Here is a 13,149-nt window from a genome sequence, read left to right on the forward strand (position 1 = left end):
GTACCAGGAGCACCGCAACGCGGGGGAAGCCATGCGTGTCGTCATCGCCGAGGACTCCGCCCTGCTGAGGGACGGCCTCGTCCAGCTGCTCGGGATGCGGGGCGTGGAGGTCGCGGCGGCCGTCGGGGACGCCGAGACGCTCGTGGCGGCCGTGGCCGAGCACCGGCCGGACGTCGCCGTCGTCGACATCCGGCTGCCGCCCACCCGGACCGACGAGGGCGTACGGGCCGCGGTCCGGCTGCGGGCCGACCACCCCGGCACGGGCGTCCTGCTCCTCTCCCAGTACGTCGAGACCACGTACGCGGCGCAGCTCCTCGCCGACGGCCCCGCCGGGGTCGGCTACCTCCTCAAGGAGCGGGTCGTCGACATCGGCGAGTTCGTGGGCGCGCTGGAGCGGGTCGCGGCGGGCGGCACCGCCCTCGACCCCGAGGTCGTCTCGCAGCTCCTCGGCGCGAGCCGCCGCCGCTCGGGTCTGGACACGCTCACGCCGCGCGAACGCGAGGTGCTCGCGCTGATGGCCGAGGGCCGCACGAACCACGCGATCGCCGAGGCCTTCACCGTCTCCCAGCGAGCCGTGGAGAAACACGTGGCCAACATCTTCACGAAGCTCGACCTGACGTACTCGGACACCGGGAACCGCCGCGTGCTCGCGGTCCTGCGGTACCTGAGGTCGACGGCGTGACGCCCAGAACCCGCCACGGGGCCCGCGGCCGGTGCGCCGAAGCTCAGAAGACCCTCAGATCCATGGACGGTGCACCCGCCCGTACATAGGGTCGCGTTCATGCCCGACATATCGCTGACCACCGTCATCGTGCTGTGCCTCGCCTCCCTCGCGGCCGGCTGGATCGACGCCGTGGTCGGCGGCGGCGGGCTCCTGCTGCTCCCCGCGCTGCTGCTGGGGCTGCCGGGCTCGACCCCGGCGGCGTACGCGCTCGGCACCAACAAGGCGGTGGCGATCGTCGGCACCACGGGCGCGGCGGTGACGTACGCGCGCAAGGCGCCCGTGGACGTGCGGCTCGCCGTACGGATCGGTCTCGCCGCGCTCGCCGGTTCGATGGGCGGGGCGTTCTTCGCGGCCGGGATGAGCACGGAGGTGCTGAAGCCGGTCATCATGGTCGTCCTGCTCGGCGTCGCGGCGTTCGTGATCTTCCGGCCCGCGTTCGGCACGGCGCCCGCGACCGGCCCCGCCTCGCCCCGCCGTGTTCTCGCCGCGATCGGTCTCGCCGGGCTCGGCATCGGCTTCTACGACGGGTTCATCGGCCCCGGCACCGGCACGTTCCTGGTGCTGGCGCTGACCGCCGTCCTCCACCTCGACCTGGTGACCGCCTCCGCCACGGCCAAGATCGTGAACTGCTGCACCAACGCGGGCGCCCTCGGGATGTTCGCCTGGCAGGGCACGGTGCTGTGGCAACTGGCCGGATTGATGGCCGTCTTCAACCTGGCGGGCGGGATGGCCGGCGCGCACACCGCGCTGAAGAAGGGCAGCGGCTTCGTCCGCGTCGTGCTGCTGACGGTCGTCTTCGCGCTGGTGGCGAACCTGGCCTACGAGCAGTGGATCGCGTAGCGGCCGGTGCCGCCGCCGGGGCTCAGCGGGTGCTGCCCGTGAGGTGGGCGAAGACGACGACGTTGCCCTGGTAGCCGGTGCTCTTCGAGTAGCCGCCGCCGCAGGTGATGACGCGGATCTCCGGGCGGTGCGCGGGGCCGTACACCTTCTCGTCGGGGAAGGCGCGGGCGTCATAGACCTCGACCGCGTCGACGGTGAATCGGGCGGTGGTGCCGTCGCGGCGCGGCACCTCGATGGCGGCGCCCTTGCGGACGGCGCCGAGCCGGTAGAAGACGGCGGGTCCTTCGGCGTTGTCGACGTGTCCCGCGACGACGGCGGTGCCGGTCTCACCGGGGGTGGTGCCGGCCTCGTACCAGCCGGCCAGGTTCTTCTTCTCGGCCGGGGGGACGTCCAGGCTGCCCTGCGGGGTGAGCGCGAGGCCCATGAGGGGCGCGTCCACGCCGATGGAGGGGATGCGGATCCGCTCGGGCGGGGAGTGGGGCAGGGCGGGGGCGGCGGGGGGAGCGGCGTCCGCGGTGGCCGACCGGTGCGTACCGGACTGGGCCGCCGACGGCTGGGGCGGTGCGTGGGTCTCGGCTCCGCTGCGGACCAGCCACGCGCCGCAGCAGAGGGCGATCGCGGTGACGGTGGCTATGCCGAGGTTGCCGGGTCCGCGTGACCGCGTACCTCGTGGCGACATCCGCGTACCCCCTTTCCGTTCTTCTCGTGCGTCCGTGTCCCGTACCCCTCCGGGCCGCGAGGGGCGTCGGACCCGGAGGGGAGGGATGGCGGTACCGGTGGACAGCGGAGGTGTCCAGTCAGATCCCGTCGCCTCTCGCCCGGCGATGCAGGAGCCAGGTACCGCCCGCGGCGGCGACGGCCAGTGCCGCCACGCCTGCCGCGGTCTGTGTGGGGTCGGTGCCGAGTGCGCCGCCGACGCCCGTCTTGACGCTCCCCCGGGGATACACGTGCTGCTGGGCGGGGGCGGAGGTGGAGGTCAGGGTCACCACCAGGTCTCCGGTGACACGGTCACCCCCGCGCGAGCACTTCGCGACGATCTCGTACGTGCCCGGCTGGGCGCTCGCGGGCACCTTGAACCGGCCGGTCGCGTCCTTCTTGTGCGAACCCGGCGCCAGCGGGAAGACCCCGGAGCCGACCGCCGACGCGTCCCCCGTCGCCACGCCGGTACCGTCGCAGGCCGCCGTCCTCACCGTGACCTCGGCACCCGGGGCGACGGTGGCGGGGGACAGCTCGAGAGTGCCGCCGCCTCCGCCGTACGCGGGCGCGGTGGCGAGACCCGCGGCGGTGACGGCGAGTGCGGTACCGGTCAGCAGACGGGTCGTACGTCGCATCGTGCTCGCTCCTCCGAGAGGCCCGGCCCGCGGCACCCCCAATGTGCCACTGCGTCGGCCGTGCCCTGCCCTTCCGAGGTAAGTGGCACAAGCCGCCGGCCGCTTGCTGATGGCATGTCAGAAACGCCGTACACCACTGCCGGACGGGGGACACGGAGAAACGAAACCCCTCGCATTCCAGCAGGTCAGCGCCACCCCCTCGGCGTGTCGGGCAAAAGAACCCGAGCCGCGCGGACGGGGGGTGTGAACGGGTGACCAGGGCGGGGGAGCGGCCGCGTGGGGCTTGACGAAGGACGACCTGCACCGTGTGAGCGAGCTGATCCTCCAGTACGCCGACTTCCCGCTCGGCTCGGTCGACGCCTCGGTCATCGCCGTCGCCGAACGGATGGGACTGGACGGCGTCGCCACCCACGACCACCGGCACTTCACCGTCGTCAGGCCTGTGCACGTTCCCACGCTCAGTCACCAGTGGCGCCGACGAACTGGCTGCCTGGATCTATGACGACCCCGCCGTCACCAACGGCAAGGGGCAGATCACCTCCGCCGTCAGCCGCGACACCGACGGCACCACTTACACCACCAAGACCGGTGCGTTCGACGCCCGAGGCCGCGCGTTGAACAGCACCGTCACGCTGCCCGCGAGCGTCGACGGCCTGGCCGGCAGCTACACCACGTCCGTCACCTACGACGCCGCCGACCACGTCACCTCCACCGCCTACCCGAAGGCCGGCGGGCTCGACGCGGAGACAGTCACCACTGCCTACGACGACTACGGCCGTCCTTACCGGCTGACCAGCAGCCTGGGCGGCACGGTGTACATCGACGACACCGCCTACGACGCCTACAGCCGCCTGGTCGAACGCGACTACGGAGCCGAACTCGACACCAGCGGAGTGCGCGCCCAGCGCCAGTACACCTACGACGACAGCAATGGCACCCGCCAGCTGAAGTCGATCGGCACCACGACCACCATCAACGAACTGGTCAGCGAGGCGCAGGAAGACACCTACGCCTACGACCTCAACGGCAAGCTCACCGAACTGCGCGAACAGGCAAACGGCCAGACCGCCCAGTCCCAGTGCTTCCAGTACGACGACCAGAACCGACTGACGCTCGCCTACACCCACGCCACCGCCGGTATCTGCGCTGACACCACCAAGTCCACGTCCGACTTCACGGGCACCGCCCCCTACCAGACCGCATACACCTACGACCGCCTCGGTAACCTCCAGTCCCTCACCGACACCGACTCCACCGGCAAGGCCACCACCCGCGACTACCTTTACCCCGGCTACGACGACAGCGGCACCTGGACCACCGCCAACACCGACCCGCCACACGGCGTCCGCCAGGTCAACCAAGTCACCTCCGGCACCACCACGAAGGCCGGTTCGTACACGTACTACGCCGATGGCTCCATGAAGCAGCGCGTAGAGGGCGACACCACCACCGACTACACCTGGACGCAGCTGGCACGGCTGGCCTCGGTCAAGACCACCAAGTCCACCGGCAGCGAACTGACCCGCTACACCTACGACGCCGACGGCAACCTCCTCCTCCGCATCACCCCACAGGAAACCGTCGCCTCCCTGGGCGGCACCGAGCTCCGCACCACCGACGGCGACTCTGCCACCGCCACGCGCTACTACTCCCTCGGCGCCACCACAGTCGCGATGCGGACCAGCGAAGCTTCCACCGGGACCAATGGCAAGGTCACGTACCTGATGGGGGACACCCAGGCCTCCACCCAGATCGCCGTCGACGCCACCACCGGTGCTGCAACGCGCCGCCGCTCCTCACCTTCGACCGCACCGGACATAATAGGGATGCCGTATTCAAGGGATCAAATGACCGGAATCCGTTTCAGTCAACCAAGGACTCGGCCCGAGATGGCACCTACGGACTGGACATCGGTGCAAACGGAGAACTGATGGGACTTAAATGGCTGAAGAAGTAAGCAAGGAGCTGATCATCAGCCCTCGCAGCGAGCGTGTGCGAGAGGAGCTGGCGGACGCAGAAGAATGGAGTTCGTACGCGGCCGAGCTTCGCCACGTCATCTGGGCGGCAATTGGGAAGAGCGGCGCTAAGTTCATGACGGTTGGTGACCTGTTGGTGGGTGAACCCCTATCTAGTTGTCTTCTTGGCCTTCGTAACGGCGTGGAGGTCCGCAGTCCGCAAGCGATGGAGCTTGTCGAGGGAATGGCAGCCGGGCGCGGGCCCTATTGTCATCTCTCCGCCCCGGGCCGAATTCTGATCGAGTCGGGATGGGACGGGGCTGTGCACCTCTATATGACACAAGCGATCGCTGCCGAGCTGGCGGGGTTCCGTGGCCAGAGCGTGGTTCTCCGGTGGCGCGACGCACTTCCTGAACCCACAGAGATCTCGAGGCCAGTCGATAGTGTGGCGGACGAGGGCTTCTGGGTGAGGGTGGCGGAGGCTTCCGAGCGCTTTAGCTTGCTGTGCGAGCGATGGGCGTACGGCGCATACGGATGCAGATGGTTCCGTGTGACTCGGGAGAACGCAACCGAACTGGCCCGGCTCGTGCGGCCACGCTCCCTGGTCTGCGCGGCTACTGAGCCGGAGTTGCAGCCCAGGTCTGAGCTACTGGAGGACGACTTCACTGCCTTCATGGCCCCACTGTTGCCCGGCGAGTTGACCTACCGGGCCTACCCCGGTGGTGCCGATACGCTCGCAGAGGTCACGGGTGAGGGCTTCTCGCTCATGCTGGCGGACAGGGTGATGGGTGATTGGTGCGCCGTAGTGCCTGACTCGGACGGAGTGAACAGAGTCCAGTGGGAGAGCCCGGGGGAGCCGTAGTCCGACGGCGGTACTCAGCTGATACCACCCCAGCGTAAGGGCTCCTTTCGGAGGCGATTGCTACCCTCCGACTGGCTTCATCCGCCCTTCCGTGGGCACGACAGCTTGCTGGTTGTTTCCAAGAATTGAAGATGGCGATGAGCGTTTGGGCTATGGAGGTGTGAAGTGCCGCACGGTCGGGTGCAGGCGTACTACCGGCGTGAGCATGGGGACCGTCCGGTTCTGCTGCGTAGCTCAAGTGACGTCGATGCTTTGATCGACGCGCTCCTTGTGAGCCCGCCATCGGAGAATATGGCCGCACTGCACAGCTTGGAACGTTCCCTCATGCCCGCAGGGGTTCCGGACCACGAGTTGCTGGTCGGGGCTGACGGGGACCTTCAGGTCGGCGTTCTCGCCTTCATGGATGACGGCAACTTCGTCTCGCTTGATCCCTCCTCGAAGAGGCGGGACGAAGTTTCCTACTCCATCATGGGGAACGCGACAGAGTTCCTGGGCAATTCGGAGATCGACATCGCCCTCGTGCGTCGGGCTGTGAAGGAATTTCTGTCCGCCGGAGGGCGGCGTCCGGAGGTCGTCCAGTGGCAGGAGCCCGAGTACTGGTAGTCGGCCAGTCCGGTGTCCCTACGACGGCGTCGCGAACGCCCGGCTGTTCGTGAGGGCGGTGCGGAAGGCCGTCCACGTGGTGGGGCTGACGCGGAGGCTTGGGCCGGTGGGGTGCTTGGAGTCGCGTATGGCCACGGTGGTGGGGATGTTGGTGGCTATTTCGACGCACTCGTGCTCAGAATTGCTGTGGCTGGACTTGCGGTAGTGAAAGGTGGGCACGGCTCACAGTTCCTTACGCAGGCTGTGGAGGAGCAGGGCGGACTGTCGCTCATCGAGTGATCGTTCGGCAATGTACTGGAACAGTTCGACGTGAGCGGCGGTGCCCTCGCCGCCCTCGATCCAGAGCTGGGTGAAGGGGACCTCCGAGTAGACGACGTCCATGGCCCCGGGCTCCGCGAACGAGATGATGTTGAGCGAGCTGTTCAGCCCGAGGTGGGGACCTGAGCTGAACGGATAGACCTGGAGGGAGACGTTCGGCAGTTCGGTCATCGTCGACAGGTGATCGAGCTGTCCTCGGGCCGTCTCGGCTCCCCCTGGGAAGTTCCGCAGTGCCGCCTCGTAGATCACGGCATGCAAGTGAAGCGGGCGGTCGTCATGCAGGCGTTGTTGGCGTGCCAGGCGTGCGGTCACGAACTCTTCGTCAGGGCCTTGCCGCCTTGCCATGGTGGGCGTGGGGTCACCCTGTCTCAGACGCCGTACGTAGTCCGGAGTCTGGAGAAGCCCGGGGATGAAGGCGGGCTGCCACGTCCTGATGGTCCTGGCCGCGTGTTCCAGGGTGACGTATTCGTGCATGACGCCGAGTGCTGAGCGGTAGTCGTCCCACCAGCCCTTGGCCTTGCGCCGCTCGCGGTCGATCCGCGCCAGCTCCAGGAGTCCGCCGACGGCGCCGGGGTCATGGACGCCGTACAGGTCGCAGAGGGCTCGGATGTCCGGATCCCGCACAGGCACCCAGCCGCCCTCCATCTTGGCGATCTTCGCCGTCGAAGCGGAAAGTACCTTTGCGGCCTGTGGCTGGGTGAGGCCGGCCGCAGTGCGGATCCTGAGGAGTTCAGATCCCAGCCTGCGCCCCAGAACGCTGGATGTGCTGTTCCCCTGCTGTGGCTGACGTGGCGTCACTTCGCTGCTCCTTCAGGGCCGTGCGGGGTCAGTCTGCTCTGCGTGGAGTCGCGCTGGCAAACACGGTCGGTGGATATCTACTGGGTAGAGGTTGAACGCACCGAGGCCACGGCGCTACCTTCCGTGAGGAACTGCTCGCAGAGCGGCACCAGTTCGTGTCTGGTGCCACTCGTCCCTGCCCGGAGGTGAGCGACATGGTCGCCCCCACCTGTCGGTGGAGCCGGACGCGCCGCTTCGGTACGACCGGCTCGACTACACCCCGTTCCCGAGGAGCGTCACCCTGGCCCGTCGCCGCGCTCATCGCCTGATCGGGGAGTGGGGCCATCCGGAACTCGCGGACGACGCCGCTCTGTTGGTCTCCGAGCTGGGCGGGAACGCCGTGCTGCACGGGTGCCTCCGTGACCGGCTCTTCCGGGTGGAGCTGGCGCTCGGCGAGCGGTGTGTGCGGATCGCCGTGTCCGACCCGAAGGGGGAGTTACGGCCGAGGCTCCGAGAGGCGGGCAGTGACGAGATGTTCGGGCGGGGGCTGCTGATCGTCGCCGGGGTCGCGGACCGCTGGGGCGTGGACGAGCTGGGGGTCGGCAAGGCTGTGTGGTGCGAGCTGGGCGTCGCTAGTGCTGTGACCGCATAGGTTCGCCGGGTCGGCGGTTGTAGCGGTTGGATGTGCGGTGACGTCCGATCCGACCGCTGGAGGCGCGGTGGCCGAGCCCGTCCGTGTGCGCAGACTGACCGACCAGGAGGGGCAGAAGCTGCAGCAGATCGTGCGCCGGGGCAGCACCAGCTCGGTGCGTTACCGGCGGGCGATGATGCTGCTGGCCTCGGCCGGTGGGAACCGAGTGCCGGTGATCGCCCAACTCGTGGCAGCCGACGAGGACACTGTCCGGGATGTGATCCACGCGTTCAATGAGAAGGGCCTGGCCTGCCTGGACCCTCAGTGGGCGGGAGGCCGTCCCCGCCAACTCAGCCGTGACGACGAGGACTTCGTCATCGCGACGGCCACCACCCGCCCGGTCAAGCTCGGCCAGCCGTTCACCCGCTGGTCGCTGCGCAAGCTGGTCGCCTACCTGCGCAAAGTGCACGGCCGGGTGATCCGCATCGGCCGCGAGGCATTACGGTCCCTGCTCGCCCGCCGCGGCGTCACCTTCCAGCGCACCAAGACCTGGAAGGAGTCCCCGGACCCGACCGTGAGGCGAAGTTGGACCGTATCGAGCACGTCATGGACCGCTTCCCGGACCGGGTCTTCGCCTTTGACGAATTCGGCCCGCTGGGGATCCGGCCCACCGCTGGCTCGGGCTGGGCGAAACGGAAGCATCCCGACCGGGTGCCGGCCACCTACCACCGCACCCACGGAGTCCGGTACTTCCACGGCTGCTACTCGGTCGGCGACGACCGCCTGTGGGGCGTGAACCGGCGCAAGAAGGGAGCCGTGAACACGCTGGCCGCGCTGAAATCAAGCCGCGCCGCCCGGCCCGACGGCGCCCCGATCTACGTGATCATGGACAATCTGTCCGCCCACAAAGGCGCCGACATCCGCCGCTGGGCGAAGAAACACAAGGTCGAGCTGTGCTTCACCCCGACCTACGCCTCGTGGGCGAACCCGGTCGAAGCGCACTTCGGACCGCTGAGGCAGTTCACCATCGCCAACTCCCACCACCCCAACCACACCGTCCAGACCCGGGCCCTGCACGCCTACCTCCGCTGGCGCAACGCCAACGCCCGCCACCGCGACGTCCTGGCCGCCGAACGCAAGGAACGCGCCCGCATCCGCAGCGAGAAAGGCATCCGCTGGAGCGGCCGCCCCGCTCTCGCCGCATGATCAGGCAACATGGCGAACGTTCCAGGGCACAGCACGACCTCCGTCGCGGATCTGTCTGGGCTACTTGACCAGCCGGAAGGCGGGACGCCCGACCCAGGCCCGCAGGAACTCCGCCGTTCCCAGCGCCATCCAGTCGTCGTCCGCGATCCCCGACACTCCCGGAAGGCCAGCAACGACCGACGCCTGTCCGTCCAGCAGCTCGGCTTTGGCCACGCCTCCGATGACGTCCATGACAGCAGCGGTCAGCAGGGCCGTGGTCACGTGGTCGATCTCGCGGTTGCAGCAGGCGCTGACATTGACGGCATGGGTCGGCCTGAAGCCGAGAATGGCCTCCACCTCGGGCTCGTCCGCGTGCTCAGCCTCGAAGGTACTCTCGTCGCCGACACCTGGTCCCATCAAGTAGACCAGGAAGGGCCGACGCCAGTCCTCGCGCTGCGGATTGAACCCCACCAGGGCTGTGAGCTCCGCGTCCGCGATGGTGTTGCCGAGGAGTGGCAGCGGGAACGGCTTTCGCCAGTCCTTCTCTCGCCTGTCCTCGACGCCCAGTCGCTCTGCGGGCACGTTGACGTCAAAGAACCCGGGCCGCTTCTCGTCGAAGTGGGAGGAGAGCCCCACCATCAACGCGCGGAACTCCCGCAGCGCAGCCGGGGAGAGCGGCTTCGCCAACTCGATCACCAACGTCGGACCAGACATGCTGGGAGCCTAGTTTGATGGGCTCCACGACGCTCAAATTCTTCCCACACCGAGTCCAGCCGGTCCGAGCACCGACGCCGCCACCCCGGCGAACCTATGCGGTCAGAGCACTAGCTGACGTCGTGCGGCAAGTCGCATCGACTCGTCGCTGTGACTGTGCTCCCAGGTGTGCCGAGGGGCCTTTGCGCCGAGTGTGGTACACGCATCGTGATATCATTTTCCGAAAGTGTATATACGAGCTCGGGAGGCGCTATGTCTCGCACGGTGATCGACCTCGACGACGAAGCCTTGAGCGAGGCGGCCCGGCATCTGGGTACGACCACGAAGAGGGAGACGGTGAACGCCGCGCTTCGTGAAGTGGCAGATCGGCGGCGGCGTGCGGCTGCGGTGGAGCGGATGCGGCAGATGGTTGCCGACGGGGAGATCGACTTTTCGGTGATCGAGGAGCCGGACGATCTGCCTTCCGGTGAGTCGGCGCCCAGTGCGCCCGACCCGGCTGACACCCTCGACGTGGAGCGGCACGTCGCGTGAGTGAGACGTTTCTGATCGACACCAGCGCGCTGATCCGTTTCTATCGCGGTCAGACCGGCGAGCAATGGGAACAGCTGGTGTGCTCGGGTCTTGTCGGACTGTGCGAGCCCGTGCGGCAGGAGTACCTGCGGGCCGTCGGAGGGCGCCCGGCGTATTACGAGGCGGACGGGCTGCTGCGGGAAACCTTCCCCTACTATCCCGTGCTCGATACGGCATGGGACGACTCGGCCGCGCTCCAGCAGCGTCTGGCCGACCGCGGGTGGCACCAGTGCGCGAGCCCGGTGGACCTCCTGGTGGCGGTCACCGCTCAGCACCACAAGCTGACCGTGCTCCACCAGGATGCCGACTTCGAGGCCATCGCCCGCCTCACGGGGCAGCCGGTGCGCCGCGTCATCGACTGACCACCGGGCCCGCTCGAAGCTGTCTCCCGCCGTGTGTGTCTCCGCCCCGGCCGTGACCGGGGCGGAGAGTGTTGTGCGTTAGGTCAGTCCACCGCGACCGCCGACCACGCCGACGCCACCGCGGCGTACTCCGTGCTGCCGGAGCCGTACAGGTCCTTCGCCGCGTTCAGGGTGGCCGTGCGGGCGCCCGCGTAGTCCGTCGAGGACGTCATGTAGACCGTCAGGGCCCGGTACCAGATCGCGCCCAGCTTGGCCTTGCCGATGCCGGTGACGGAGGAGCCGTCGCAGGTGGGGCTGTTGTGCTGGACGCCGCCGATGACCTTGGCGCCGCTGCCCTCGGCGAGGAGGTACGCGAAGTGGTTCGCGACGCCCGAGGAGTAGTGGACGTCGAGGTCGGCGACCGAACCGCTCCAGCAGTCGGCCGAGCTGCCGTCCTTCGAGGGCTTGTCCATGTACCGCAGGGCCGACTCACCGAAGTCCGGCTTCACGATCTTCTCGCCGATGAGCCAGTCGCCGGGGTCGGAGGCGTTGTCCGCGTGGAACTCGACCAGCGTGCCGAAGATGTCGGACGTGGCCTCGTTCAAGCCGCCCGACTCGCCCGAGTAGGTCAGCGCCGCCGTCTTCGACGTGACCCCGTGCGACATCTCGTGGCCGGCGACGTCGAGGGCGACCAGCGGGCCGAACGTCGTGCCGTCGCCGTCCCCGTACGTCATGCAGAAGCAGTCGTCGTCCCAGAAGGCGTTGTTGTAGTCGTTGCCGTAGTGCACGCGGTTGTACGAGCCCTTGCCGTCACCCGCGATGCCGTTCCGGCCGTGCACGTCCTTGTAGTAGTCCCAGGTGGCGTCCGTGCCGTACTGGGCGTCCACGGCCGCCGACGCGCGGTCCGACGTCGTGCCGGTGCCCCAGTGGTTGTTTGAGTCCGTGAAGACGGTCGCGGGGGCGCGGCTGATGCAGATCGTGAGGACGCACAGGTCCGTCTTGTTCTGCGCGTCGCCCGTGTACGTGCCGCCGCGCGTGGCGTCCTTCAGCTGGTACGCCGATCCGGACGCGGTCGTCTCCAGCGGGACCGTGCCGCTGTAGAGGGACTTGCCGTCGCCGGTCGCCGTCTCGATGCTGTCCCACGCGTCGATCTGCCGACCGGTGCGCGCGTCGGTGAGGACGACGCGGCCCACCGGGTTGCCCAGCGAGTCCTTGCCGGCCGTCTCGGTGCGCCACGCCAGCCGGGGCTTGCCGTGCAGGGCGTCGACGACCAGCTGCGGCCTGGCGGTCACCTTGCGCAGGGTCTCGCCGAGGTGAGCCGTACGCAGCGCCGCGGCGGCCAGGTCGGCGGCCTTCGTCGCGGCGACGGCGGGCTTGACGGTCGGTACGGCCACGTCGGCGGAGGTCGCCCGGTCGGCGCCCCGGTAATCGCCGTTCGGGGCCAGGTGGAGCACGAAGTCCCCGCCGAGGACGGGGAGTCGGCGGTACGTACGGTCGTAGCGCACGTGCTGGGTGCCGTCCGCGTCCACCGTGACGTCACGGACGCTGGTGTCCTCGGCGGTGGTGAGGCCGAGCCGTGCGGCCTCCTCCACCAGCGCCGCCGCCGCGTTGGCGACGGCGGTGTCCCGGCTCGGGCGGTCGGCCGCGCTCGCGGTGGGGGTCAGCGCGGCGGCGAGCAGGGCGGCGACGGCGGTGGCGACGCCGGCGGAGGCGAGGCGTGAGCCCCGGATGTGCCGTATTCGACTCATCGGTCTCCTAGGGAGGGGGAAAAGGCGCTGGTGAAGCGCGTGGGGGGACGGAAGTTGACTGCGATTCAAGGGGGCGCGGCATGGCATGTCCATAGAGGAGGGCTGGGGGATGTGTGTGGGGTGAGAATCGTTTCTGCGAAGGCCCGGGAGGGCCCCGCCAGAACCCGAAGGGAGACCCGGACCATGGCGACTTCCGCCTGGCTGACCGTCCTGACCACGACCGACAGCGCCGAGAAGGCGGAGGCGCTCGCGCGGGGCGCCGTCGAGTCCCGTACGGCCGCCTGCGCCCAGATCTCCGGGCCGGTCACGTCCGTCTACCGCTGGGAGGGCACCGTCGAGACCGCTGCCGAGTGGCAGGTGCTGTTCAAGACCACGGGCGCGCGGTACGAGGCGCTGGAGGCGTATCTGCGCGGCGCGCACGACTACGACACGCCGGAGATCATCGCGACCCCCGTCGTGCGGGGGAGCGCGGACTACCTGCGGTGGGTGGAGGAGGAGACCGCCACGGAGGCCACGGCGGTCAGCGAGGCCACGGAACGGGGGTGACGTC

The 13,149-nt window shown here is 68.8% G+C and carries 16 protein-coding genes and 1 pseudogene; 11 read left to right on the top strand and 6 right to left on the bottom strand.

All coding sequences use genetic code 11. From position 1 onward, the window contains the following. Positions 1 to 31 precede the first annotated feature (31 nt). Together ACFY93_RS30110 and ACFY93_RS30115 are read left to right on the top strand one after the other, a co-directional pair. A complete protein-coding gene (locus ACFY93_RS30110; RefSeq protein ID WP_391364937.1) occupies positions 32 to 682 on the top strand; it encodes a LuxR C-terminal-related transcriptional regulator in 651 nt (216 codons plus the stop codon). A 99-nt stretch (positions 683 to 781) separates the two neighbouring features. Further along, a complete protein-coding gene (locus tag ACFY93_RS30115; protein WP_391364844.1) occupies positions 782 to 1,564 on the top strand; it encodes a TSUP family transporter in 783 nt (260 codons plus the stop codon). A gap of 22 nt (positions 1,565 to 1,586) precedes the next feature. Here ACFY93_RS30115 and ACFY93_RS30120 read toward each other — a convergent pair whose 3' ends face one another. Both ACFY93_RS30120 and ACFY93_RS30125 read right to left on the bottom strand, forming a co-directional pair. Beyond that, positions 1,587 to 2,243, bottom strand: coding sequence for a class F sortase (locus ACFY93_RS30120; RefSeq protein ID WP_391364846.1), 657 nt, complete (start codon positions 2,241 to 2,243; stop codon positions 1,587 to 1,589). A 118-nt stretch (positions 2,244 to 2,361) separates the two neighbouring features. Then, positions 2,362 to 2,895: a hypothetical protein gene (locus ACFY93_RS30125; protein ID WP_391364848.1), complete on the bottom strand. Its 534-nt coding sequence runs from the start codon at positions 2,893 to 2,895 to the stop codon at positions 2,362 to 2,364. A gap of 283 nt (positions 2,896 to 3,178) precedes the next feature. Here ACFY93_RS30125 and ACFY93_RS30130 point away from each other — a divergent pair, with 283 nt between their 5' ends. The 4 genes from ACFY93_RS30130 to ACFY93_RS30145 all read left to right on the top strand — a co-directional run bounded on the left by ACFY93_RS30130 (position 3,179) and on the right by ACFY93_RS30145 (position 6,315). After that, on the top strand, positions 3,179 to 3,397 hold the full coding sequence (locus ACFY93_RS30130; RefSeq protein ID WP_391364850.1) for a hypothetical protein: 219 nt from the start codon (positions 3,179 to 3,181) through the stop codon (positions 3,395 to 3,397). Positions 3,398 to 3,509: 112 nt separating this feature from the next. After that, on the top strand, positions 3,510 to 4,826 hold the full coding sequence (locus tag ACFY93_RS30135; RefSeq protein WP_391364852.1) for a hypothetical protein: 1,317 nt from the start codon (positions 3,510 to 3,512) through the stop codon (positions 4,824 to 4,826). Positions 4,827 to 4,836: 10 nt separating this feature from the next. Further along, complete coding sequence (locus ACFY93_RS30140; RefSeq protein ID WP_391364854.1) at positions 4,837 to 5,712, top strand: hypothetical protein; 876 nt, start codon at positions 4,837 to 4,839, stop codon at positions 5,710 to 5,712. Between the two features lie 165 nt (positions 5,713 to 5,877). Next, entirely contained in the window at positions 5,878 to 6,315 is a 438-nt protein-coding gene (locus ACFY93_RS30145) for an Imm1 family immunity protein (RefSeq protein ID WP_391364856.1), read from the top strand. 18 nt (positions 6,316 to 6,333) lie between these two features. Here ACFY93_RS30145 and ACFY93_RS30150 read toward each other — a convergent pair whose 3' ends face one another. Then, positions 6,334 to 6,534, bottom strand: a complete 201-nt coding sequence (locus ACFY93_RS30150) for a DUF397 domain-containing protein (RefSeq protein ID WP_391364858.1) — start codon at positions 6,532 to 6,534, stop codon at positions 6,334 to 6,336. Between the two features lie 3 nt (positions 6,535 to 6,537). Next, positions 6,538 to 7,431, bottom strand: a complete 894-nt coding sequence (locus ACFY93_RS30155; protein WP_391364860.1) for a Scr1 family TA system antitoxin-like transcriptional regulator — start codon at positions 7,429 to 7,431, stop codon at positions 6,538 to 6,540. A gap of 214 nt (positions 7,432 to 7,645) precedes the next feature. On the opposite strand from ACFY93_RS30155, the gene ACFY93_RS30160 reads away from it, so the two are divergent. Together ACFY93_RS30160 and ACFY93_RS30165 are read left to right on the top strand one after the other, a co-directional pair. Next, on the top strand, positions 7,646 to 8,062 hold the full coding sequence (locus ACFY93_RS30160) for an ATP-binding protein (RefSeq protein WP_391364863.1): 417 nt from the start codon (positions 7,646 to 7,648) through the stop codon (positions 8,060 to 8,062). Between the two features lie 67 nt (positions 8,063 to 8,129). Further along, a pseudogene (locus ACFY93_RS30165) lies at positions 8,130 to 9,247 on the top strand (IS630 family transposase). A 60-nt stretch (positions 9,248 to 9,307) separates the two neighbouring features. Here the strand turns inward: ACFY93_RS30165 and ACFY93_RS30170 are convergent. Continuing rightward, positions 9,308 to 9,940: a DUF6368 family protein gene (locus tag ACFY93_RS30170; RefSeq protein ID WP_391364866.1), complete on the bottom strand. Its 633-nt coding sequence runs from the start codon at positions 9,938 to 9,940 to the stop codon at positions 9,308 to 9,310. Positions 9,941 to 10,192: 252 nt separating this feature from the next. On the opposite strand from ACFY93_RS30170, the gene ACFY93_RS30175 reads away from it, so the two are divergent. Next, positions 10,193 to 10,471 carry a type II toxin-antitoxin system VapB family antitoxin gene (locus ACFY93_RS30175; RefSeq protein ID WP_391364868.1) on the top strand — a complete coding sequence of 93 codons (279 nt, stop codon included), beginning with the start codon at positions 10,193 to 10,195 and terminating at the stop codon, positions 10,469 to 10,471. Continuing rightward, complete coding sequence (locus ACFY93_RS30180; protein ID WP_391364870.1) at positions 10,468 to 10,872, top strand: PIN domain-containing protein; 405 nt, start codon at positions 10,468 to 10,470, stop codon at positions 10,870 to 10,872. Before ACFY93_RS30175 ends, ACFY93_RS30180 begins: the two co-directional genes overlap by 4 nt. A gap of 83 nt (positions 10,873 to 10,955) precedes the next feature. Here ACFY93_RS30180 and ACFY93_RS30185 read toward each other — a convergent pair whose 3' ends face one another. Beyond that, positions 10,956 to 12,599, bottom strand: a complete 1,644-nt coding sequence (locus ACFY93_RS30185) for a M4 family metallopeptidase (RefSeq protein WP_391364872.1) — start codon at positions 12,597 to 12,599, stop codon at positions 10,956 to 10,958. 183 nt (positions 12,600 to 12,782) lie between these two features. Here ACFY93_RS30185 and cutA point away from each other — a divergent pair, with 183 nt between their 5' ends. After that, positions 12,783 to 13,145 carry a divalent cation tolerance protein CutA gene (gene cutA, locus ACFY93_RS30190; protein WP_391364874.1) on the top strand — a complete coding sequence of 121 codons (363 nt, stop codon included), beginning with the start codon at positions 12,783 to 12,785 and terminating at the stop codon, positions 13,143 to 13,145. Positions 13,146 to 13,149 lie beyond the last annotated feature (4 nt).

The sequence above is a fragment of the Streptomyces sp. NPDC008313 genome, assembly GCF_042956125.1.
Classification (GTDB): domain Bacteria; phylum Actinomycetota; class Actinomycetes; order Streptomycetales; family Streptomycetaceae; genus Streptomyces.